Source organism: Fibrobacter sp. UWEL (genome assembly GCF_900142535.1).
Classification (GTDB): Bacteria; Fibrobacterota; Fibrobacteria; order Fibrobacterales; family Fibrobacteraceae; genus Fibrobacter.
The window spans coordinates 58,057-81,083 of the sequence record NZ_FRBE01000014.1 but is presented as its reverse complement, the minus strand read 5'-3'; the positions used below and the strand labels follow the sequence as shown (position 1 = coordinate 81,083).

Below are 23,027 nucleotides of genomic sequence, written 5' to 3'. Positions count from 1 at the left end.
ATCAAAATTTATTTGTAACGTGTGATGTTGGACACGCGAATTTGATCATAAGAGCCGCTTGTCGTCAGTGCATCTATTTGCCCAGGCGCTTCCATGCAACACTTGCTCTTGTATCCGATGATTAATCGATTTTCATAAGGTTGATTATTACCAGTAGAAAATTCATATCCATACTCATAATCATCCTGGGCAATCATTTTTTCGTTGACCCAGAGACTCACGGTCTTTCCATCCCACTGACCCGCAATATGCGTCCATTCGTTGGTCAAATAATGGATTCCTTTCACATATTGATGTTTGCCGGTAACATTTTTCTGGAAGATGATGGTGCTGTCCTTAACGAAAAAGTGAACTCTTGCCTGATTATTTCCCAAAAGAGTCCTTGCGGTATCTTTGTAGAAATTCGCATTAGGCTTAAACCAGAATTCAACGGTTCCCTTATCCATGTTGCTTACCATATTGATGGATAGGGGAGCGACTTCACCAGATGCAAGATTGATTGCATTACCACAGACTCCCTCTACAAGCGTTCCTTCCTGGTAGATGCTTTCCATCTCATCGAAATAAATGGTGTTTGAATCCCTATGTAGACCGTTTTCGCACACAGTTTCGTTAAGGTCCGGAGAATCGCTGGACATGAGCTTGATGGATGATAAACTGCGGAGACCTTCTTCGTTAAGACGTTTCCAGAGGCCAGAATTCTGATGGGATTCGCTGGTTTCGTCTTGGATGTTTGTAACAGGCGTAGTCGTTTCCGTACAGGCTACGAGCCCGAAGGCGAGCGTACAGAAAACAAACAACTTTGACATATACACAACCTGCAAAAAGATTGCGCATAAAATACAAAAAAAATGCTCCCGAAGGAGCAAATTTTTAGAAACCTAAACTGATCTGAGCCATGTACACGCGCTGTTCATCCTGCCCCGTGTAGTAGCCCATTTCTTCTGCCCAGGTGGCAAGTTCAAACGTAAAGAAACGTAAGACTTCGAGGCCAATACCAGCGGAAGGATATCCTCCTCTGAAACCGCCAGCAAGGCGCAAGGCCAAGGCTCTAATTTCGTTATTGTAACCAGGCCAGGCGAGAATGTTCTGTTCCACTTCCATACCGAAATTTAGATGGGAGAGAGCCTTATAGTTTCTTTCGTTGCTAAGGGCATCTTCAAAGTCACAGGCAAAATTAAGCTTGCGACCATAGCCCGTGTTCTTGTTGAAGAATCTGGGGCTATAATTAAAACCAGCGGTAAGGTTAGGACGGATGCGGTCTCCAGCAAGTTCCTTGAAGTAAACGTCACGGAGAGATATACCTACACGGAATTCTCTAGTCAATTGGTAGAGCATACCAATATCCATACCGACAGAAATGGACTTAAAGTCGAAAAGTTTGTCGGTTGCATCGTGGTAACGGTCTTCAAGAGTGTCCTGGAGGGTGCTGTAGTTCAGCACATCCATGGTCATCATGTCCACTTTCTGACGCTTTGCGATCTTACCGCCGATACCAACAGAGAAATTGTCTGTAAAGCCATATGCCACACCAGCCTGGGCCACAGCGTCCACATAGAAAGTGTCCACAGCCATGTAGGGGAGGATAAGGCCTCCATCCAGGTAGGGAGCAATACTACCATCTACCCAGAGTGCACCGCCGAATCCGTGGAATGCCATTTCTGCATCCATCTTGATTTTCATGTCCAGAGTCTTATGGTCATAAGAATTCAAGGTGTTGAGCAATTCAGGATGCGCGCTAAGAGAGTCCAGCAAAATGTTGGTGCTTCCAACTCCAAGAGCATTTGCGACGTCACGAGCACGCTGGTAAAGCTTCTGCAGCTTTGTAACATCGTTATAGGTGGAGAAGTACTTTTCAAAAGGACCTGCACCGCCCAAGTTCAATCTCATGTCGCCGATCAAGTTTCGAGGGTAGTAGCCCTGTTCCGGACGCTTCTCGAAGTTTCCAAGACGGTTAATTTGGGAGAGGCCTGCATAGTTGTAATAGATGGCTTCTTTATCATCCACAACAGCAACATGGGCGTTACCCATGGATTCTGCACGGAGAGAGTGATGGGTAGGAGCCTTTGCTGCAAAAGAGAGGGTTGCAACGCCCGCCAGTGCGAGAACAGCAAATAAACGTTTCATTCTTACATTCTCCCTTCAAACCACTTCAGGAAGCGTTCCTGATCGTAGTTTACCCAACAACCACCCACATGGGCCTTACGCCAATCCAAATCATACTTGATGTTGTTCACATCCTTGTCGTTACGCACAAGTTCCTTATTGGCGATCCTGTCTTCCGTTGTTTCACCAACCCAAAGAAGGTTGACTGCAAACTGGAACAGGTGATTGCCCGTATCCTTGCGATCATTGGACTTTTCAATCAAGAAGTTGTATTCCTTACCATCGGCTTCACCCATCAGACCATCGCCGTCAATGTCCACCAGCTGGTATTCTTCCGTGGAGGAAACTTTCATCACCTGCATGGGAGAATGGAATCGAATATCGTATTCACGGGTAGTCGTATTGTTGGCGCGCATATCTTCGTCAACTTCGCCATCGCCGTCGTTATCTTCACCATCAAATACTTCTTCATCAACGCAGCCATCGCCGTCGTCATCCATGTGGTTTCCCACCAGCAGATAAACGTCTGCACGGTCAACTTCGGAATCATTCACGACTTCTGCAATGCTGATGATCTGGTCTGCCAAGACTTCAGTTGCGAGAGTGAGTGCCGTATCCGTAAGCATTTCGGAACCAGGGACGTATTCACGAAGAATGGCGTTGGTGGTTTCCGGGTTAGACTTCAGGGTCTGGGCGGTTGCGACCAAAGTCGTAAACGTTTCCTTGGTGGCTTCACCAAGAGCACTGGGGCTTAACTCAGACCAGTTGATGGAAAGAGAACCCGTTGCAAGGTCACTAGAGAAAAGGTTCTGCAAGTCAAGGCTTGCCTTACGGACTGTCAGGGCCAGTTTGGTCATCTGGAGGATGGCATAACTATTTGAAAAGGAGGAAAACTTTACATGGTTATCCATGAGTCCCAAAGTATCACGGGCGATAAAGGGATCCAGATAAGTAAGAACGGAATCGATTCCGGCTGAAATTCCATTGACTTCTTCATCCGGCATGCTCATGAACTTACTTACAGTAGTTTCGCCTTCTTCTTTCTTGGCGTAAGAAATCAGCTGGAACAGATTGAGGCTGGGCTGTTGGTTCAATACGCATTTGGCTCTTCCGTACCAAGCTTCAGAATAGGCGGAATCTGCGGCGATTGCCTTTTCAAAATAGGCACGAGCAACAGTGTATTCGTTCTTCTGGTAGTGGAGGTATGCTTCGTACGTGAGTGCTGCCGCATCACCTGACTTAATATTCACATCTTCAGTGGGATTGAAGATGTTGCATCCGGCTAAGGCGATGGATGCTACAATTGCTGCGGACAGAATTAATTTCGCTTGAAATTTCTTTTTCATCATGGATTTCCCAATTTGGTGAAAAAGATAACATTATTCTTACAAAAAAAATAAAAACTTCCTTTTTTCAGCGTAACTTTCGCAAATTTTTCCTTATTTAAGGGCTTTTTCACCTATAATGGCAAACTCTATAAAAAAAGGTATATTTGCACCATGGATTCTTACCGAGAGTATTTCCCTACGAAAGCATACCGCATTGCGGAGATGCGCCTTGCAGCACTTTTAAGAAAGGAAAGGGACCGCCTTGACCAGTTGGCGGACTCTCTGGGGCGTGAATCTGCCATTGGCCCGGACAACCTGGTTAGTGAACTGCCCAACATTTTGGCATTCACCCAGGAATATCACGACGCTTTTGAAGGCTATTTGAATGCCATCTTGCCCCAGCAGCCTCGCCCCATTCAGTGTAGGCCTGCTTGCGGAAATTGTTGCCATCATTACCCCATGTCCGTGGAACCTTTTGAATTGGTGTTCCTTTACAGTGAGCTTCGCAAGCGTGACGACCTCCTTTCCATTATGGAAGCTTGCCAGGTCCGCTCTACGTTGTTCGAAACCCTTTACGAAAAGAACAAGCTGCTCCATGAACAAGGTCAAGAGATCCCTAAATCCGTAGGGGAGGAAGACGACTTTGACGACAAGGCCGAGGATGACGCGCTTCATCAGTATTTTGCAACTTGGAAGCCTTGCCCCTTCTCCGATTACAAGGGGGACTGCGGCGTTTACAAGCTTCGTCCTGTTTCCTGCAGAATGTATTTCAGCGAGACCGACCCGAAGTTCTGTACACCGGATCATCTACGCACTCCGGAAAATGACAGCTATATCGTGTATCTTCCGGACCATATCGAAGATGCTGTTTATGGAATCTCCGAACACTACGCCCTGCTGGATTTGCCGGAAAGCTATTTCGGCGGTCTGCTGGCTGTGAATGCCTTTGAAGGCGCTCTAGGATCTATCGAGGCGTCTAAGTGAATTTATTTGGAGTCCAGCTAGATTTATTTGGAGCCCAGCCCCAGCCGGAAAACCCAAAGGAAGAGGTGAAGGAAACTCATCTTGATTCCACCGGTGTGGTTCGCTTCAAGTACAATCCACTCCTGAAGAAAAGTATCCGCTGTAAGGCGGGGTTCCTCTTCGGCCATCCCGAAGTTCAGCTGCCCGCCTACATGAAAGGTCCGGAATTTGCAGAAGCCCGCGAGCTTGCCGCAGAATGGGCGGAGCACGCCATACGCCGCAAGACCGCCAAGAATAAGGCCGTCATTAAGGATTTGGTAAGTCGTTTTTGGACTTTAGTAGACCAGATTCTTGTAGATAATGGTGAATCACCAATCTCCAGTAAAGGACGTGTCCCGCCTATTTGCCCACAGGGAAAATACCACAATCTGGATAAGGTTCTGGAAGCAATTAACGAGACTTATTTTGAAAACAAGTTGACCTGCAGAATCACCTGGAGTAATCGAGTAGGAGGTCTCAGCTTTCATTCTATCCGTAAGGATCCCATCACGGGGGAAGACTTCCATCTGATCAGTATCAGCAAGGGTTACGATGCGGCCAACTGCCCGCTGTATGCAATCGCAGGTGTCGTCTATCATGAATGTCTGCACATCGTGATTCCGCCTGTGGAATCTAATGGACGCCGCATTGTTCACGGTTGCAATTTCCGCAAGCAGGAAAAGCTGTACATCTATTTCGAAGAATGGACCAAGTGGCATAAAGAAGTGCTACCCAGGAACATTCGCTGCCTAAGAAAACACAAGCCTATTTAGCCAGTGGATGTAAAGGCCCTTCAAAAACACGACCTCTCGCAGCTGTGGGAGGCTTTCTTGTGAGTGGGATGAGGGAGTGGAGCATTGTGTTTAAATACAAAAAAGGATCTCTTTTCAGAGATCCTTTTTAGCGGGATAGACGAGGCTTGAACTCGCAACCTCCGGCGTGACAGGCCGGTGCTCTAACCAAAATTGAGCTACCACCCCAGTGGTTTTTGTTAGGCTTTTCAACCGAACGACCCATATATAGAAATGTATAGAACACTTGTCAAGGGATATTGGGCAAATTTCTTAAAAAAAGCAAAAATATTAAAAAAAGAACGGCCCCGTTCTTTCGAACGGGAGCCGTTTTTTTGCAGTAATGACATTCCTCGGGCGAAGCCCTAAGGGGTCTAGGGGGTGGAACCCCCTACATCATTACAGGCTGATGAGGCCTTCAGTGTCCTTGGACATTGCTTCGTAGAATGCGAAGCGTGCGTCCACTTCCTTCTGGAGGTCGTCTGCCAGCTTCTTAGCAACTTCCGGGTTGTTACGGGTGAGCTGCTTGTAGCGGTTTTCGGTGTAGATGTATTCTGCAACCGGGATAGTGGGCTTCTTGGAGTCGAGAACAAGGGGAGCCTTGCCTTCGGCGGCGAGAGCCGGGTTGTAGCGGAGCAGAGTCCAGTAACCGGAATCCACAGCCATCTTCTGGTGTTCCAGCTGGCTGTTGAGATCGAAGCCGTGGTTAATGCAGGGGCAGTAGCAGATGATCAGAGACGGACCATTGTGAGCTTCTGCTTCCTGGAGAACCTTCAGAGCCTGAGCGTCGTTTGCGCCGATGGCGATACGGCCAACGTACACATTCTTGTAGCTCATGGCGATGAGGCCCAGGTCCTTCTTGCCAGCACGCTTACCAGCAGCTGCGAAGAGGGCGACGGCGCCACGGTTGGTGGACTTGGAAGCCTGTCCACCGGTGTTGGAGTAAACTTCGGTATCGAGAACGCAGATGTTTACGTTTTCACCGGTTGCCATGACGTGGTCGAGACCACCGTAACCGATGTCGTATGCCCAACCGTCACCACCGAAGATCCAAACGGACTTCTTGACCAGGTAGTCAGCGAATTCATCGCGGAGAGAAACGGATGCATCGTCAGTTGCGCCAGCGAGAGCAGCCTTCAGTTCAGCAACGTTAGCGCGCTGTGCCTGGATGCCTGCTTCGTCGGACTGATCCTGAGAAGTGAGCTTAGCCTTGAGTTCGGCAGGAACGTTTGCAGCTTCGAGGAGGCTTACAGCCTGGGTTGCATGCTTGGTGATAGCCAGGCGCATACCGAGACCGAATTCAGCGTTATCTTCGAACAAGCTGTTTGCCCAAGCCGGACCGCGGCCTTCCTTGTTCTTTGCCCACGGAGTAGTGGGGAGGTTACCACCGTAAATGGAGGAGCAACCGGTAGCGTTAGCGACAACCATACGGTCGCCGAACAGCTGGCTTACCAAGCGGACGTAAGCAGTTTCGCCGCAGCCTGCGCAGGAGCCGGAGAATTCGAACAGCGGTTCCAGGAGCATAGCCTGCTTGACGAGACCCTTGTTGATCTTGGTACGGTCAAATTCGGGGAGGTCAACGAAGAAGTCCCAGCACTTGCCTTCCTGAACCTTGATGGGTTCCTGGGCAACCATGTTGATAGCCTTCTTGCCTTCTTCGGTCTTATCCTTACCGATACAAGCCTGAGTACAAACGCCGCAACCAGTACAGTCGTAGCTGGAAACAGAGATTGCGAATACGGGCTTTTCGGAGCCTTCGAGCTTGAAGCCCTTGGCAGCGGTAAACTTGAAGCCTTCCGGTGCGTTAGCAACGGCAGATTCGTCTACAACCTTCACGCGGATAGCAGCGTGGGGGCAGACCATGGCGCACTTGCCGCACTGTACGCAAGCGTCCGGATTCCAGGACGGGATGTTCAGAGCCAGGTCGCGCTTTTCGTACTTGGTGGTGCCGGTGGGGAACACACCGTCAACAGGCATCTTGGAAACGGGGAGCTTTTCGCCGTTGCCCTTGATGATTTCTGCAGTAACTTCGTTTACGAATGCAGGAGCGTTGCCGTGGATCGGAGCGCGGAATTCCTTAGTGCTGGTAACAGCGGCCGGAACCTTGACTTCGAACAGGTTTGCGAGAGAAGCGTCGATAGCGTCCCAGTTCTTCTGGACCACTTCCATACCCTTCTTGGCGTAGGTCTTTTCGGCATACTTCTTGATGTACTTGATAGCGGTATCGGAATCGAGAACGTTACCCAGCTTGGAGAAGAAGCAGGTCTGCATCACAGTGTTGATGCGGCGGCCCATGCCGGTCTTAGCAGCAACGGCGTAAGCGTCGATAACGTATACCTTGAGTTGCTTCTTAATGATTTCGGCCTGAACCGGGCGGGGGAAGGTATCCCAAACGGTTTCGGCAGAGTGCGGGGTGTTAACCAGGAAGGTTGCGCCCTGCTTTGCATACTTCAGCATGTCCACGGATTCGAGGTGCGGAGTATGGTGGCAAGCAACGAAATCAGCTTCGTTTTCACCGATCAGGTACGGAGCGTCGATGATGCTCTTACCAAAGCGGAGGTGAGAAGTGGTCATAGAACCAGACTTCTTGGAGTCGTAAACGAAGTAACCCTGAGCGTTGTTTTCGGTTTCGTTACCGATAATCTTGATGGAGTTCTTGTTTGCGCCAACGGTACCGTCGGAGCCCAGACCGAAGAACATGGCCTGGAAGAAGTCGGAATCAAGCTTGAAGTTAGGATCGAGGGTAAGGCTGGTGTTGCAGACGTCGTCGTTGATACCAACGGTGAAACGTGCGCGAGGAGCTTCGAGAGCCAGTTCGTCGAAGATAGCCTTGACCATAGCCGGGGTGAATTCCTTAGAGGAAAGACCGTAGCGGCCGCCGATCATCTTGGGCATAGCGATCTTGCCTGCCATGACTGCTTCGGAAACAGCGGTAAGAGCGTCCTGGAAGAGCGGTTCGCCTGCGGAACCCGGTTCCTTGCAGCGGTCGAGGACAGCGATCTTCTTGACGGTCTTGGGGAGAGCAGCAACAACTGCTTCCATGGGGAACGGGCGGTACAAGCGTACGTTAACGAGACCGACCTTTTCGCCCTTGGAGTTCAGGTACTTGACGGTATCACCGATGGTGCAAGTAGAAGAACCCATAGAAATGATTACGCGTTCTGCATCGGGTGCGCCAACGTAGTCAACGATGTGATACTGACGACCGGTGAAGGAAGCAACCTTGTCCATGTACTTCTGGACGATTTCCGGAACCTTGTTGTAGAACGGGTTCACGGTTTCGCGGCCCTGGAAGTAGACGTCCGGGTTCTGAGCGGTACCACGCATGGTGGGACGATCCGGAGTGAGGCAGCGTTCGCGGCAAGCCTTCACATACTTTTCGTCGATGACGCTACGGATAACGCCGTCTTCGAGAGCTTCGATCTTCATCACTTCGTGAGAGGTACGGAAACCGTCGAAGAAGTGGACGAAAGGAACGCGAGATTCGAGAGTAGAAGCGTGAGCCACGAGAGCCATGTCCTGGCATTCCTGAACGGAGGAAGAACCGAGCATTGCAAAACCGGTCTGGCGGCAAGCCATGATATCGGAGTGGTCACCGAAAATAGAAAGGCCCTGCATAGCAAGAGCACGGGCGGTCACATGGAAGACGGTCGGGGTAAGTTCGCCGGCGATCTTGTACATGTTGGGGATCATCAAAAGAAGACCCTGGGAAGCGGTAAAGGTAGTGGTCAGAGCGCCAGTCTGCAAAGCACCGTGAACGGTACCGGCAGCGCCACCTTCGGACTGCATTTCAAAAACGCGGGGAACCTGACCCCAAATATTCTTCTTACCTGCTGCACTCCAGTTGTCGGCGTGTTCAGCCATAGGACTAGACGGTGTAATCGGGTAGATAGCTGCCACTTCGCTAACTGCAAAAGCAACGTTAGCGGTAGCTTCATTACCGTCACACGCAATCATCTTCTTTGCCATGTGTGTCTCCAATTAATGAGTTAATTCAAAAATCTTGTGATTTAAAAAAATCCAACGTAAATTTACCCATTTTTAAAGTCAAAGAGTGAATTATTTTCAAATTTTCCGTAAAAAAGCCACGTTTTTTTAACATTCCGTGTAAAGGGTCTTTAGAAAAGGGGGGCTTTAAGGGGAAAACGACCTTTTTATAAACTTACAAAAAGGTTACTTTTGTAAAAACAAGGGTGTTTTTTAGAAAAAAGCATTCGATCTTGCACAAAATTACACGCAACATTCCTATTTGACCCCGTTAAAAATTGGACAAACAGGTATTCCAACATATATTTATATATAAAAGTTTTTTCGCCAAATGGAGTGTTATGGCTAGGGTAAAAAGGTTCTTGACCACCGCAGGTTTTATTGGGTTTGCTGCATTGTTCGCCCAGAGCGTTCAGGCACAAAATATTACATGGAAGCCCGTTTGTGTATCTGCGGGACATACATTGCTAGCAAGTTCCGATCATTTTGAAATCTGTAAGAAGGCGACCCATGACGATGGCACCGCCAATAACGCCACCTTGGATAATGCCACGGCGCAAACTGCGTTAAAGACTCTGGAACAGATTTTTACGACTTATCATGATTCCGCCCAGTGGATGTATCCGCAGCCCAGCAACGCCAACGAAAAACTGAAGAGCGTCGCTTACCTTTTCGAGGATTCCAAGATGGGAGCCCTCTATGGAGGTGGCAACACAGAAGCTTGCGTAAAAAACGCCGCAGGGAAGGACGAATGTTCTCCGGGTCTGTGGCTTGGCTCAGGAGCCTTTAAGGACTTGTGGGGCTTAGCTCACGAATACGCTCATGGTTTGCAGAGTGTGGCTGGATGGATGGGCAGTAACGCAACCGCCGGCTGGATTTGCGAATCTCACGCCAACTGGATGGCCCATCAGGTGAATCCCACCGATGCTCATTACTGCTCCGAGGCTCTGATTAATTTCCCGTATCTGTATTATGGCAGTTCCCGCGACCGCTATTGCAACTGGCAGTTCATGGAACACCTGAAAGAAGAATTCGGCGGCGGTTGGAAAGGTGTGCAGATGGTCAATCGCATGTGGATGAACAAGATTAACGATGGTGAAACAGGCTACCAGACTCAGACTCCGTTCAGCGCCATGCTTGGGGCTTACGACTGGAAGTACTCCGACATGACGGAACAATTCGGCAAGTTCGCCATGAAGAACGCCACCCTGGAATACCAGGGCGCAAAGAAGGCTCTTTACAAGAAGACCTGGGGCGACTACGAGTTTGCTACCCGCAGAGCTACTGGCTATGGCGATATTTACCGTAGGCACAGCCGCGTGACCATGCTGAACCAAATCGAGATCGCCTCCGACGCAGCCCCCGTCTACGAAGTCCCCAGCTACTGGGCTCCGCAACGCTTTGGCTACAATCTGGTTCGCCTCTATCCTGACGCCGCAGGAAAAGTTACCGTAAAGTTCCGTGGCATTGTTCAGCAGTCTAAACCCGCCAGCGAATATGGCTGCAAGGGTAACGAAAGTTCCTGGGTGTACGAAAACAACAACTGGGTACAAAAAAGTACTTGCAATCTTTCTCCGGGAAAAATGCCTGACCCCAATTCCAGCTGGACTGTGGGCCTCGTTGCCGAAGGTGCTGACGGCACACCCCGTTATAGCGAAATGAAATCCGGCACCGCCTTCAATTTGGAAATCGAAACCAAGGCAAATGACAAGGCTCTGTGGCTTACCGTAACAGCAACTCCCAAGGAACTTTATACCGTTACCTGGGACCAGTTCTACTATACCATTTATCGTTATCCCTATATGATTAAGGTGGAGAATGGCGCACCTGAAGGCTATGAGCCAGGAGCCTGGGAAAGCGATTCATACATTAATCCGGTTGGAGCTGCTGGGGGAGGGCTCATCAACTACAGCACTCACAAAAATGGGGGTGGCCAGGTAGGATATAAAGCCAAGGTAGATTCTACGGTTTACGTGGGTCCCAAAGCTCGAGTTACAGAAGGAACTATTACAGGAAACGTCCGTATCGAAGATTTCGCTGTGGTGAAAGGCGGAACCATATCTGGAAACGCAGTGGTTCGCGGTCGCGCTCTTGTTTCTGGCGGCACCATGAGCGGCGACGCCATTCTTGAAGAAGATGCCTGGCTTGTAAGCGGCTCCATTTCTGGCAAGGCCAAGGTAGGTGCGCTTTCCATTATCGTAAACAGCACCATTACTGATAACGCACAGGTTTATGGCGTTATGTGGGCAGTAGCCAACAAGAAACTTAGTGGAACTGCACAACTCCGCGGCGACTTAGAAAACAACTTTACTAAGGAACTGACCTCTGGTGTATTCTACGGCATGGTGGACGATGGCATGCTCGCTGACGCCACCTACGGCGCAAACCGCACCTCCGCACCCGCAGAAGCGACGGCAGACTATAGCAACGCCACCTGGTACGCCATTGCAGAAGACTCTACCCCTGGGGACATCGTTCCCGCAGATTCATTGCCAGATTTTGTCAAGAAAATTCGTCCCGCAACCGCATTACCACAGGCGAGTAGCGCCAAGTTTGACGCCAAGGGGCGATTGCAAAGTACCTTCGGCAGCAAGCGCAGGAACAAGTTTTACAAATTATTCTAGAAATCTTCTAAAACAGAAATATTTCAAAAATGAAAACAGAGCCGAATAAACGACTCTGTTTTTGCAATTTATTTTGGATGTTTTTTACGACTACTTACACTTGTAGCCCTGCATTTCCAGGCCAGCCTTCATTTCGGCGTAAGAGGAATTGCGCTGCATGTTCATGGCCTTTACAAAGGGGCTTTCGTTTGCGGTGTGGAGCCTGAAGCCAGTCATTGTTTCTTCGACAGTGCCCTTGGAGCTTTGTTCAAAACGAGACTTGATGCTAGCGCGGCGGCTTTCCATATCCGGCGTGATAAACACGTCTGTAACAATATCTACGTTATCAATATGATCGTTGCTAAAAACGAAAGAAATGGTTACGTGATTCTTGAGGCCACCAAATTCCCCATTGACGGAGCAAGAGAGGTTCTTGGGACTGTTCTTCTTGGATTTCTTCGCGGGCTTTGCTGTGGGCTGTGCCTTAGGAGTGTACTGGAGAGCTGCCAACAGCTGTTCTTCGCTGGCGGCACCCTGAATACGATTGATAATCTTGCCGTCCTTAATAAAGAAGAAAGTGGGGAAGGCCTGAATAGGTAAGGTATTCTTGATTTTCTGAACATTGTCGCTTTCCATAACAACGGAGGCCACCTTGATGTCGGGATACTTCTTGGCCACATCAATGAGCGTGGGAATCATGATCAAGCAAGGTGGGCAGCTGGTGGATGTAATATCCAGAATAGTTGGCTTGTCCGTATACATAATTTCTTTTTCGAAATTGCTGTCGTTGACATGCACGATCTTGATGGCTTCTTCAGCCTGGGCAGCAATGCCAATAGATGCGACCAGAGCTACAGCTCTTGCGAAATATTTAAATACTCTCATTATATATTCCTTGTTTTTCTAGAAGTAAAATAGAAAAAAACTATAAAAAGACCCCGCAAGAGTTCTCTTGCAGGGTTTCTAAATACTTGCGTAAGCGATGATTTAGATTGTTAGATTCCCCTTCAAGTGGAGAATGACAAGATGGCGGACTAGCAGCCTACATTGGGAAGCTTAGCGAGGCTCTTGGCGATGTCATCATCTGTCGGGATGTAGTCATTCATGACGCCGTCATTGAACTTTTCGTAAGCAACCATGTCGAAGTAACCGGTACCGGTAAGGCCGAAGAGAATGGTCTTCTGTTCGCCAGATTCCTTGCACTTGAGAGCTTCGTCGATGGTAGCGCGAATTGCGTGGCTGGATTCAGGAGCGGGCAAGATACCTTCGGTCTGAGCAAAGAGCTTTGCAGCTTCGAACACCTTGGTCTGTTCCACGGAAGCAGCGCGCATCAGGCCCTGATCGTAGAGTTCAGAAAGGATAGAGCTCATGCCGTGATAGCGCAGGCCACCAGCGTGGTTTGCAGACGGAATGAAGCTGGAACCCAGAGTGTACATCTTAGCAAGCGGGCACACCATGCCGGTATCGCAGAAGTCGTAAGCATACTTACCGCGAGTAAAGCTGGGGCAGCTAGCAGGTTCAATAGCCAGGAAGTCGTAGTCGGCTTCGCCACGGAGCTTTTCGCCCATGAACGGAGAAATCAAACCACCAAGGTTAGAACCACCGCCTGCGCAACCGATGATCAGGTCCGGCTTAACGCCAAGCTTCTTGAGGGCGGCGTGAGCTTCAAGACCAATCACGGACTGGTGCAAAAGAACCTGGTTCAGCACGGAACCGAGAACGTAGCGGTAGCCTTCCTGAGAAACAGCAGCTTCAACTGCTTCAGAAATTGCGCAACCCAGAGAACCGGTGGTGCCCGGGAAGTCTGCGTTGATCTTGCGGCCGATGTTGGTGTTCATGGAAGGAGACGGAGTAACGGAAGCACCGTAGGTGCGCATCACTTCGCGGCGGAAGGGCTTCTGTTCGTAGGAGCACTTCACCATGTAAACCTGGCAGTCGATGCCAAAGAAGGCGGAAGCCATGGAAAGAGCGGTACCCCACTGGCCTGCACCAGTTTCGGTGGTCACACCCTTAAGGCCCTGCTGCTTTGCGTAGTAGGCCTGGGCTATAGCGGAGTTCAGCTTGTGAGAACCGCTGGTGTTGTTGCCTTCAAACTTATAATAGATGTGTGCCGGAGTTCCGAGAGCCTGTTCCAGGAAGTAGGCGCGAACCAGCGGAGACGGGCGGTACATCTTGTAGAAAGTCTGGATGTCCTTAGGAATATCGATATAAGCAGTATCGTTATCCAGTTCCTGCTTGATCAATTCATCGCAGAAAACGGGGCGCAGGTCTTCAAACCCCATGGGCTTGCCGGTACCCGGATTTACCAGGGGTGCGGGCTTCTTCTTCATGTCGGCACGGACGTTGTACCACTGGGTCGGGAGTTCAGATTCATCAAGATAGGTCTTGCAGGGACCGTCAATCTTCAGGGAAGAGCAGTTGCGCATAATATTCCTTTTATGTTGTTGTTTTTTAAACGCTATTTTGAAATGCCGAAAAGAATGGAAAGCGGATTTTATCAAGAAATCTTTAATTTTTCCGGAATATCAAATAATTTCAAATACAATTTAAACAAAATACACTGGCTTAGACGTTAAAGTTTGCAAAAAATGCAAATTATACAGCCTCAGCCACCTCTTTTTCTAAGAGAGCGTTAATGTAAGTCTGATAGGGGACCCCTGCGGCAGCTGCTTTCGCCTTGATTTTCTCCACCACACGGACCTTAAGGCGCAAAGAATACATTTTGCGTAGTTCTTCGGCCTGGCGACGGGCTCGTGCTTTTTTAAAAAACTCTTCGACCGTTTCCCCATGGCTAACATAGAGTCGACCTTCTTTATCAGCTCGCTCCATCTCGTCGCCAAAATCCATTTTTTGATAATATTCAATATCATAATCTGAATTTTTGTTCATACAGTTTTATCTCCTTGCCATGAGCACGTCTTGCCGTTATAATTTTCTCGGTTTCAATGTTCACGATGACGGTCCACAATTTGCCATCTTGCTTTCCAACGATCAGACCTGCAGATGGATCTTGTTCAGACGGTAAAAGACATAATCCCCAGACACGATTTTCACCAACATCTCTGGATAAATATCTCTTTCACCGCTGCGCTTCAGAAAGTGCTGCGTTAACTTCATAAATTTAAATTGTATATACACAAATGTCAATACATTGTTGTCAATACATTTGCGTATAAACATGTCGCTTAATTAAGCGAGCTCAATCCTTTTGGAACGCATTTTCCCATAATGCGTAAAAAAGCACGCATCAAGCCGGGCACCTGTCGGGTGATATAATAAAGATCGGGATTTCCGATTGAATAGGAATTTAGAAAAAAGCGAATGTCAAAAAATGACTATTGCATAAAATATCTAAATCGAATTTCAAATGATTTACTATCTTAATGCCATGGCATTCTCGGCAACAGATTTTATCAAAAGAATTACCTTGGCTCTGGCAGCTGTATTTTGGTCCAGCTGTAGCGATGTGGAAAAAGCAGAACCGAAACAAACTGAAATTAAAAAATCTGAATCCGCAGATTCTACAAAGAGAGAATCTTTTAAACTTGGTGACAAGAAAATAGATAGGGTTTTAAAGACTGTTGAAGGATTGAATACTACCGGTACAACACTCTTATATGGCGTACCTAGACCCAGACCTGAAATGGATTCTCTACTCAAATTTTGCTTTGAAAATCCCAGAGATTCGATTTGTATTAGCAAATTCAAACAGCAGGCAAAAGGCATCGTAAAGATTCCATCAAAAGATGATGTTAAAATGACTGAGGGTAAATCTCAGGATTTGGTAACCCTCGGGAAGACAATTTTCCAAAGAGCACCTGGACTCCGCCATATCTACAATAAGCATTTAAGAAGGGCTGAACAGAACGGAGAAAACCATGATTTTGAGGCCACACTGGTCATGCAGATCACTGTCGTTCCCGGTGGTCAAGTAACAAATGTAGAAGTTCTGCAATCATCCTCTGGGCACGCTGATTTTGATGAAGAAATCAAGAAAGCTCTTTCAAGATGGAAATTTGATTCGCAAATTAAGGATACTCTTGAATTCTCCATCCCTTTAGAGTTTTTGATTCGTAATCCTGACGAAAAATAGACGAGTTATTTTCTACCTTTCGCCTTAATGAACGCAAATCCCTTTGAACTGAAGAAGACGTCCAAGAAGTCCAAGGCTCGCCTTGGGGTGATTCACACTGCTCATGGCGATGTAACGACGCCGATCTTTATGCCGGTGGGCACAAACGCCACGGTGAAGGGGATTACCTCCCGCGACATCAAGGAGATGGAAGCGGAAATCATTCTGGCCAATACCTACCACTTGTATCTGCGTCCGGGCACCAAGACGGTGGCCAAGGCCGGTGGCGTCCAGAAGTTTATGGGCTTTAACGGTCCCATGCTTACGGACAGCGGCGGATTCCAGGTGTGGAGTCTCAAGCAGTTCCGCAAGATTACGGAAGAAGGCGTTCGCTTCAAGAGCCTGCTAGACGGTTCCATGCACATGTTTACGCCGGCTAGCGTCATGCAAGCACAGCGTGAAATTGGCGCGGACATCATCATGGCTTTTGATGAATGCACGCCTTACCCCAGCACCGTTGAAGAAGCAGACGAATCCTTGCGTTTGACTCTCAAATGGACTCGCGAGGCCAAGGAATGGCTGGAGGCGAATCCGCCTATTCACGGTTATCCCCAGTACTTCTTCGGCATTGTTCAGGGCGGCATGCACAAGGATTTGCGCCTGAAGTCCATCGAGGCGCTTAAGGAAGTTGGCCCTGACGGTTACGCTATGGGCGGCCTTTCTGTGGGGGAGCCTGTAGAAACCATGTACGAAATTGCGGACTTCTGCACAGATCATCTGCCCACAGATCGTGCCCGCTATGTGATGGGCGTTGGCACTCCTTGGAACCTGCTGGAATTGATTAAACGTGGGGTAGACATGTGCGACTGCATCCTGCCTGCAAAAAATGCCCAGGATGGTCTCGTTTATACAAGTCAGGGTGTGCTCCGCTACAAGAATCAAAAGTTCGCCCACGATTTTGACACCCCGCTGGACCCCAACTGCGATTGCTATTGCTGTCGCAATTACAGCCGCGGCTACATGCGTCACCTGCACAAGGCCAAGGAACCTCTGGGTTGGACCCTTTCCGTGATCCACAACCTGCATTTCTACATCCATTTGATGCAGCAGGCCAAGCAGCACATCGCCGACGACACCTTCGAGGAATGGGCCGACGAACAAGTAAAACTCTTGCAGACCAATCTTTAAGACCTTTTAATTATATTTGCAGACGCAAATAGGAACGAATATGGCAAAAGAATTTAAAATGCAAATGAACCTGGCTTCTCGCCTGGATAAATACTCCCTGAAGTTGCACCAGCTCATGGTCAAGTCTAAGTTTACCTTGAAGGCTATGGAATATGGCGCAACTCATATCATGCTTCGCGATTTGATGAAGTACGGTGTGGAACTGGACGGCGTTTTCAATAGTGTAGGTGATTTCTGCTTCTCCAGAACCACCCTTCCTCTGGAAGAATACGCCCTGGATATGATTGTTCAGTTTGACGCAGTGTCTCTTCCCGCTCGTCTGGTTAGCGTCAGCATTTCCAGCAAGAAGGTCAAGGACGGCAATACTGAAACGGAATACTCCTTCAACTTTGAAAAGGATGCTGACAAGGAAGACTTTGATCTGGTGATTCCTTACTTCAAGGTGAAGGAACCGGACGAAGACGGCGATGATCCCAACAAGATTGACATGGGCGGTATCCAGGATCTGGTTTCCGAACTGGAAGGCGGTGGAAAGGGCAAGTTCAAGAAAAAGAAGAAGCGCCCCTTCATCTACTACGATACCTACTTCACCATCGAGTAATTAGAGAAAACGACCGCACTCAAGTGCGGCCGTTTCGTTTTGGTTATATGGTAATTTCTACTTGTTCTCTAATCTCAAAACTCGCATGGGACGGTCTTTACCAGTATAAAGCCCCGCATCATAAAATAAGCCAGGGATTAATTTAAAACCGCACTTGGTTAGAACTCGACCGGAAGCAGGATTGTCAATGAAGTGACTACTGACCAGAGCGTTCAAATGTTTTTCTTCGAAAGCATGATGGATAACCCGCAGTAAAGACTCCGTACAATAGCCTTGATTCCAATAGGGTTTACCGATCCAATAACCTGCGATTCTCTCGTTCATACCACAGGGAATGTCCACCGAGGCCGCGGGCATATAACCAGTACATCCTATGATTTGTCCATCAGATTTTTGTACGACGGCCCACACCGTTTCGCTATCGAAAGCCACACGAATTACTTTCTCACTTTCTTCTACACTCTTGTGGGGTGGCCAACCCGCACGTTCTCCAATTATAGGATCGCAGGCAAGTTCAAATAGACGTGGGGCATCCTCAATGCTCCAGCGCCTTAAAATCAATCGTTCAGTTTCAAGATTCATAGAACGGAATCTACAATATTTGCCGACAATCAGTACTTAATGTCTACGCCGCCGAAAAGGCATTCTGCATGAATTCGCAAAACCTTTTCACCGACTTCACTTAAGGGCTTCACGTTCTTAACACCGCCACAAATGCAGGAGGAAGAAACTTCCACCTTGACGTCCTTAGGAACAAAAATGTCGGCACCACCCATAAAAGTACTTACCTTGATTTCACTTTCAGCGGGGAAATTTGCGCCACGTAAATCTAGAGAGACTCCGCCCAGCATAGCACTGATTTTTGCGCCAGAAAAATTTTCTCCATTCAGATTGTACTTCTGGCCCGAAAGCAGAGTTTCAATTTTCAAGAATCCGCTATCATCCATGGAGTCAGCGGCTTTCTTTTCACACATATTATCGCTGTGGCAGTGGTGATCACAATGACCGTTGCTGCAGCCACATTTGCAACCGCCAAATACAATCCGTAGACCAACAAGAATGACGATTGCAGGAACGATGTACATTCTCCATTCAAGATTGTTCATCCATTCTAGATCAATAATTCCCAAGGCACGAAGCAACATCACGATGCCAATAGCCAAGACAATCAATCCAAAAAACACACGTTTCATATTTTCTCCTTGATAAACTTTGGGCTGGGTTTCGCCCTTTACTCTTTGAAACACTGGTATGCAGCGAATCTGTCACTTGCATTTACTTTTTTCGCAGAATCAAATCATTTCAATCCGCAAAGATTGTTCTTGGCGTCGGGATTGTTGCCGTGAATCATCTTTACGGTTTCGCAGTTTTCCATGTTCGGACACAAGCCGCAATGATCGAAGCCTTTTTCTACAGCGCATTTGCGGATGGGGCAGAGGTGGCTGCAGAAATAGAACTTGACGCCAGTGCCGCGGCAACCGGTGCAGTTGATGGTTTCTGCAGTGATTTCCGGAGCGTTGTTCATCTCGGCCCACTTCTTCGCTGTCTTTTCGCGAAGCTCGTTATCGTTGTTCTTGGTTGCGATATAGGCGTCGCATTTTTCGCAATTCAAGCCACATACAGCGATGTTCTTACACATATTGTTTTCCTTATTTAAGTCCATAGACTAGTGATGAACATGGGACTATCATCCTTGCCTTTTTCAAATCCGCAATGTTCGTAAAAACCGATTTCCTTGTCGTAAGCAACTAGGACAATCCGCAGATAGTCCTTGTACTTTTCCTTGATGTATTCCAGAAGCTTTTTGCCTATGCCCTGGTGTTGATACTCCGGTCGAATCAGCATGTAATGAACATATGCAGTCATGATGCTGTCGTCCATGGCACAGACGAGCCCAACCAACTTGTCTCCATCCCATGCAGTATACACGGTTTCAAAATGTTGCATGGCCACAACAAGTTTTTCTGGGTAATGCCCCGAGGACCATTCCACCGAAAGGAACAAGTCCTGCAGTTGTTCCGCAGTAAATTCGTGAGTGTCCGAATAGGCAATCATTACGACCTCTTGATATTTATCGCAAGCAACGGAAGTGTCAAAACAAGAACCGCCCAAGCGCAAGGATTTTTAGGCATAGCGTATGCAGCCATCACGCCGTCTATGGCCAGAATAATCAGCGTAAAAAGGAAAGGCTTGCGCAAAAAAGAGTATTCAGCCATTTTTCCAGCAAGCATCACGGATAGCGCTCCGCCCAAAATCAGCAATGCGCCGCACATCAAGCTCATGTAGAGAAACGCAGTCTGTGCTCCTGCATCAAGAGTTGCAAGCTTACCTGCAATTACCGGAGTGAAAGTGGCTGCGCAGTGAACTACGCCCATGGCGATAACGCCTATCGATAATACTTTCGTTATTTTCGTTTTCATAAAAACCTCTTTACCTATAACACCTTAACTTACGCGAATTAGCACACTACAATGAATTCCTGACTACACAGCATAACTAAACCTTCTTCCCGTAAGTGTCCGCAAAGTGCTTCATGTGGGCCTTCACCAACTTCTGGATTTCCTTGTCCTTAGACGGGTCACGATCGTACATTTGAATCAGCAAGGAAACTGGCGCAGCAAACTCCATAGCCAAAATTGCGGGGTCATCGTTCTTCATTGAGCCTGCTTTCATCATGGCTGCAAACATTTTTTGGAACATAGTCTGGATGGCGGTAATTCCATGAAGGGTAGCCAATTCACTTAAGCGAGGATTGCGGAACTGCCCCAGCGTCAGCAGGCGACGAGTCTTTTGAATCATTTCGTCATGCATGGTGAAGTTGACCTTGGCAAAAGCCATACGAGTCAGCTGTTCCATAGACTCCGGCAGTTGTCCCTGATTACCGGCAGCGTTGAAATTCGCGGCATAGTATTCGTCCACCTTGGTAATCAAGGCGTCTAGAATCTGGTCCTTGCCCTTGAAATGCTTGTACAGGGAAGGACCCTTGATTCCTGCAGCGGCGGCAATCATATCCACAGACGCACCTTCGTAACCCTTTTCTGCAAAAAGGTCCAAGGCAGCATTCAGAATTCGATCCTTTGTGGAATGTATTGTAGATTGCTCTTCTTTCATTTCAACCGCCATAAGCTAACGTTCGTTAGCCTTAATCTAGCTAACGTTCGTTAGCCCGTCAAGAGATTACGCCCAGAATTCTGGAAAAATGTGAATTTTTATGAAATTTGGACTCCAAATCAAGCAACCCAAGGCATCTGAAAGTTGACAAATAAAAAACTTTTAGTATCTTGAATAGTATGGCAATGAACCACCACCTATTTACCGGTCAATGCGAATCCGTGGGTGAAGCCCACGTCACGAACACTCTCTCGGCAAAGGCGAATGCGATGCCAACCCATGCAGGGAACGGTCCCGTCAGGCGACACAATGTTCCCAAACGAAAGCATGTAGCATCAGCGTCTCTCGCACACGCAAAAGACGCCGCAGCAGTAAAGTAGATTCGTTAGGACTATTTGACTCTGGTCCTTGTGACTTTCACAAGGCCGTTATTTTGGTATTCCCTGCGGAGGTAAACGCCGGGTTGTCTGGGTACGCCACGAAGCAAGTTGCCGTTCATGTCGAAATACTGAACGCGAATGGGAGCAGGGTCAAAACGAAGGTCGCGGGCAGCACCAATTGCATCTGGTATAGAATCTTCATGCGTTGTGTTAGGTTCTACGTAGGGATGTTCCGGATCGTTCACCACCAGCTTGATTTTTTCGTAGGACTTGCAGCCCGTTTCGTTGGTATATTCGATGGTGTAAATACCGCTATTTTGCCACTGCAAATCCTTCAGGACCACTTCTCGTGTGGTTGCATCAAAATCAGCCGGGCCGCTCCAGCTCCAAATCTTGCCATCCCAGGGATGAGGGCCAAAAGTTACACTTGCGCCTGGTTCCACTAGCAGGTCCAAAGATTCATTCCAGCTACCGCCACCTACCTTGGAGTAGGGGATAATCTTGGTGCCGGAGCAAGGTTCCACGGCAGTCTTGCCACCGTCCAACTTTGCAACGGTGGCAGGAATATCAATCACGCGAGGCTCAAAATCAGAAGTGGGGAAGGCCTTCATGAGGGCTGCCGTTTCCTCCGCAGAAATAGGAATGACAGTGCCGTGGCGAGGAGTGAACGCTCCCGCCATTTTGGTGTCCTGGACGAAGGTAAAGTTGGTCAGGTCCGGGCTGCTGGTGAATTGATAATGGCCGTTCATATAGCAGTCGTACATCAAGATCCAGGAATCCTGATTGATGAGCTTGAATACGCCAGCCCCTTCCACAGCCTCGGTAGTCTGCTGGAGGTTTGCCGAAGGTTCGCTCCACTGGGAGCCTTCCTTGCCCGCCGGCGCCGTCAGCTTACGTGCGGTGACCTTGCCGATACCGCCCAGCTTTTCGTTCTTGAAGAAACCGTGATAGAGGCTGTCCTTCTCGTTATAGACAATGTCCATGTCGATGGTGGCGGAACCTCGATCGAAGAAGTAGGTGGGCGTGCCTAGCACGTCGGTAAAGTCATCGTTGGCGTACTGGTAGTAAACTTTGTCGTAGGGAATGGTTCCGTCATTGGTCAGCAGGGAGTAGTAAATCATCAGGCGGCCCTTGCTACCGTCAGTATTCACGTAATCCTTGTCCCAGATGGTTTCGGGAGCCCAGACGCGTGTGACGTTGGCGAAGTTTGTGCCCTTGTATTTGTCCGGAAAATGAACCGTACTATGGGTCCAGCTAATCAAATCCTTGGAACGCATCAAAACCATGCCGCGGTTACTTGCCCAGCCTTCAGCACTCTTCATGTCGGTATTGACCATGTAGAAGTAGCCGTCGGGAGCGCGCAAAATATGAGGATCTCGCAAGCCCTTCTTAAGACTTACCGTATCCGCAGCCACCACCCGCTTTCCGCCGTTCATTGCAGTAAAGCTGTAGCCGTCATTACTGATGGCGTAGTAAATATTCTCGTTGTCGTTGGCCGGAAAGTAAATGAAAAGGTAATTGGAGTAGGGCTCGTAACCATGGATGGAAATGTCAAACTTCTTGGTCACCATCTGGTTGCCGTCAGTCAAGTCCACAGACAGCTGTACCGAATGATTCTCGTTAATGAGGCGGGCGGCAATGGTTCCGTCATTTTTCAAGAAGGTCGTATCAGTGGATTTCCAGTAAAAACGCACCCCTTCGCATCCTGAAATACTTTCGCCATTGGCAGGGAGAGTCAAATCCTTATAGAGATTACTCAAAGGTGCGTCCAGAGTCAGCTTGTTGGCACAATCGGAGAGATTTGCGGCATTGGCCATAGCGGTAAACACGCCGAAACTTAAAATTACGGACGGAAAGC

General features: G+C 48.4%; 21 protein-coding genes and 1 tRNA gene. 6 read left to right on the top strand and 16 right to left on the bottom strand.

The genetic code is table 11. The annotated features are described in order from the left end of the window. Positions 1 to 8: 8 nt before the first annotated feature. The 3 genes from BUB59_RS10085 to BUB59_RS10075 all read right to left on the bottom strand — a co-directional run bounded on the left by BUB59_RS10085 (position 9) and on the right by BUB59_RS10075 (position 3,455). The gene (locus BUB59_RS10085) at positions 9 to 809 is read right to left on the bottom strand and encodes a LamG-like jellyroll fold domain-containing protein (RefSeq protein ID WP_143160335.1); all 801 of its coding nucleotides are present in this window, start codon (positions 807 to 809) and stop codon (positions 9 to 11) included. A 64-nt stretch (positions 810 to 873) separates the two neighbouring features. After that, entirely contained in the window at positions 874 to 2,127 is a 1,254-nt protein-coding gene (locus BUB59_RS10080; protein WP_073229469.1) for a hypothetical protein, read from the bottom strand. A gap of 2 nt (positions 2,128 to 2,129) precedes the next feature. Further along, positions 2,130 to 3,455: a tetratricopeptide repeat protein gene (locus tag BUB59_RS10075; protein WP_073229466.1), complete on the bottom strand. Its 1,326-nt coding sequence runs from the start codon at positions 3,453 to 3,455 to the stop codon at positions 2,130 to 2,132. Between the two features lie 150 nt (positions 3,456 to 3,605). On the opposite strand from BUB59_RS10075, the gene BUB59_RS10070 reads away from it, so the two are divergent. Further along, a complete protein-coding gene (locus BUB59_RS10070) occupies positions 3,606 to 4,418 on the top strand; it encodes a YkgJ family cysteine cluster protein (RefSeq protein WP_073229463.1) in 813 nt (270 codons plus the stop codon). Continuing rightward, a complete protein-coding gene (locus BUB59_RS10065; RefSeq protein ID WP_073229461.1) occupies positions 4,415 to 5,209 on the top strand; it encodes a hypothetical protein in 795 nt (264 codons plus the stop codon). The genes BUB59_RS10070 and BUB59_RS10065 overlap by 4 nt, the downstream gene beginning before the upstream one ends. Before the next feature lie 131 nt (positions 5,210 to 5,340). Here the strand turns inward: BUB59_RS10065 and BUB59_RS10060 are convergent. Both BUB59_RS10060 and nifJ read right to left on the bottom strand, forming a co-directional pair. Continuing rightward, a tRNA-Asp gene (locus BUB59_RS10060) sits at positions 5,341 to 5,416 on the bottom strand. A gap of 210 nt (positions 5,417 to 5,626) precedes the next feature. Continuing rightward, positions 5,627 to 9,196: a pyruvate:ferredoxin (flavodoxin) oxidoreductase gene (gene nifJ / locus BUB59_RS10055; protein WP_073229458.1), complete on the bottom strand. Its 3,570-nt coding sequence runs from the start codon at positions 9,194 to 9,196 to the stop codon at positions 5,627 to 5,629. A 359-nt stretch (positions 9,197 to 9,555) separates the two neighbouring features. On the opposite strand from nifJ, the gene BUB59_RS10050 reads away from it, so the two are divergent. Beyond that, the gene (locus BUB59_RS10050; protein ID WP_143160334.1) at positions 9,556 to 11,838 is read left to right on the top strand and encodes a DUF6055 domain-containing protein; all 2,283 of its coding nucleotides are present in this window, start codon (positions 9,556 to 9,558) and stop codon (positions 11,836 to 11,838) included. Positions 11,839 to 11,928: 90 nt separating this feature from the next. Here the strand turns inward: BUB59_RS10050 and BUB59_RS10045 are convergent, their stop codons facing one another. From BUB59_RS10045 to BUB59_RS15715, 4 genes are all read right to left on the bottom strand, one after another. Continuing rightward, positions 11,929 to 12,702 (bottom strand): thioredoxin family protein, encoded by a 774-nt coding sequence (locus BUB59_RS10045; protein ID WP_073229452.1) that lies wholly within the window; start codon positions 12,700 to 12,702, stop codon positions 11,929 to 11,931. 149 nt (positions 12,703 to 12,851) lie between these two features. Beyond that, positions 12,852 to 14,243: a TrpB-like pyridoxal phosphate-dependent enzyme gene (locus BUB59_RS10040; RefSeq protein ID WP_073229450.1), complete on the bottom strand. Its 1,392-nt coding sequence runs from the start codon at positions 14,241 to 14,243 to the stop codon at positions 12,852 to 12,854. 169 nt (positions 14,244 to 14,412) lie between these two features. After that, positions 14,413 to 14,706: a CopG family antitoxin gene (locus tag BUB59_RS10035; protein WP_073229447.1), complete on the bottom strand. Its 294-nt coding sequence runs from the start codon at positions 14,704 to 14,706 to the stop codon at positions 14,413 to 14,415. Between the two features lie 102 nt (positions 14,707 to 14,808). Then, entirely contained in the window at positions 14,809 to 14,934 is a 126-nt protein-coding gene (locus tag BUB59_RS15715) for a hypothetical protein (protein ID WP_255370641.1), read from the bottom strand. A gap of 250 nt (positions 14,935 to 15,184) precedes the next feature. Here BUB59_RS15715 and BUB59_RS10025 point away from each other — a divergent pair, with 250 nt between their 5' ends. From BUB59_RS10025 to BUB59_RS10015, 3 genes are read left to right on the top strand one after another with little or no spacing between them, the layout of a single operon-like run. Further along, entirely contained in the window at positions 15,185 to 15,910 is a 726-nt protein-coding gene (locus BUB59_RS10025; RefSeq protein ID WP_073229441.1) for an energy transducer TonB family protein, read from the top strand. 27 nt (positions 15,911 to 15,937) lie between these two features. Next, positions 15,938 to 17,077, top strand: coding sequence for a tRNA guanosine(34) transglycosylase Tgt (gene tgt, locus BUB59_RS10020; protein ID WP_073229439.1), 1,140 nt, complete (start codon positions 15,938 to 15,940; stop codon positions 17,075 to 17,077). A 40-nt stretch (positions 17,078 to 17,117) separates the two neighbouring features. Further along, on the top strand, positions 17,118 to 17,678 hold the full coding sequence (locus BUB59_RS10015; protein ID WP_073229436.1) for a hypothetical protein: 561 nt from the start codon (positions 17,118 to 17,120) through the stop codon (positions 17,676 to 17,678). 57 nt (positions 17,679 to 17,735) lie between these two features. Here the strand turns inward: BUB59_RS10015 and BUB59_RS10010 are convergent, their stop codons facing one another. The 7 genes from BUB59_RS10010 to BUB59_RS15215 form a co-directional block, all read right to left on the bottom strand. Next, positions 17,736 to 18,260, bottom strand: a complete 525-nt coding sequence (locus BUB59_RS10010; protein ID WP_073229432.1) for a GNAT family N-acetyltransferase — start codon at positions 18,258 to 18,260, stop codon at positions 17,736 to 17,738. 29 nt (positions 18,261 to 18,289) lie between these two features. Next, entirely contained in the window at positions 18,290 to 18,871 is a 582-nt protein-coding gene (locus tag BUB59_RS10005; RefSeq protein ID WP_073229430.1) for a LiaF domain-containing protein, read from the bottom strand. A gap of 104 nt (positions 18,872 to 18,975) precedes the next feature. After that, entirely contained in the window at positions 18,976 to 19,317 is a 342-nt protein-coding gene (locus tag BUB59_RS10000) for a DUF3795 domain-containing protein (protein WP_073229544.1), read from the bottom strand. Positions 19,318 to 19,331: 14 nt separating this feature from the next. Then, entirely contained in the window at positions 19,332 to 19,733 is a 402-nt protein-coding gene (locus tag BUB59_RS09995; RefSeq protein WP_073229426.1) for a GNAT family N-acetyltransferase, read from the bottom strand. Continuing rightward, the gene (locus tag BUB59_RS09990; RefSeq protein WP_073229423.1) at positions 19,733 to 20,098 is read right to left on the bottom strand and encodes a hypothetical protein; all 366 of its coding nucleotides are present in this window, start codon (positions 20,096 to 20,098) and stop codon (positions 19,733 to 19,735) included. Before BUB59_RS09990 ends, BUB59_RS09995 begins: the two co-directional genes overlap by 1 nt. A 76-nt stretch (positions 20,099 to 20,174) precedes the next feature. Further along, complete coding sequence (locus BUB59_RS09985; protein WP_073229541.1) at positions 20,175 to 20,789, bottom strand: TetR/AcrR family transcriptional regulator; 615 nt, start codon at positions 20,787 to 20,789, stop codon at positions 20,175 to 20,177. 391 nt (positions 20,790 to 21,180) lie between these two features. Next, positions 21,181 to 22,998 carry a glycoside hydrolase family 43 protein gene (locus BUB59_RS15215; RefSeq protein WP_073229418.1) on the bottom strand — a complete coding sequence of 606 codons (1,818 nt, stop codon included), beginning with the start codon at positions 22,996 to 22,998 and terminating at the stop codon, positions 21,181 to 21,183. Positions 22,999 to 23,027 lie beyond the last annotated feature (29 nt).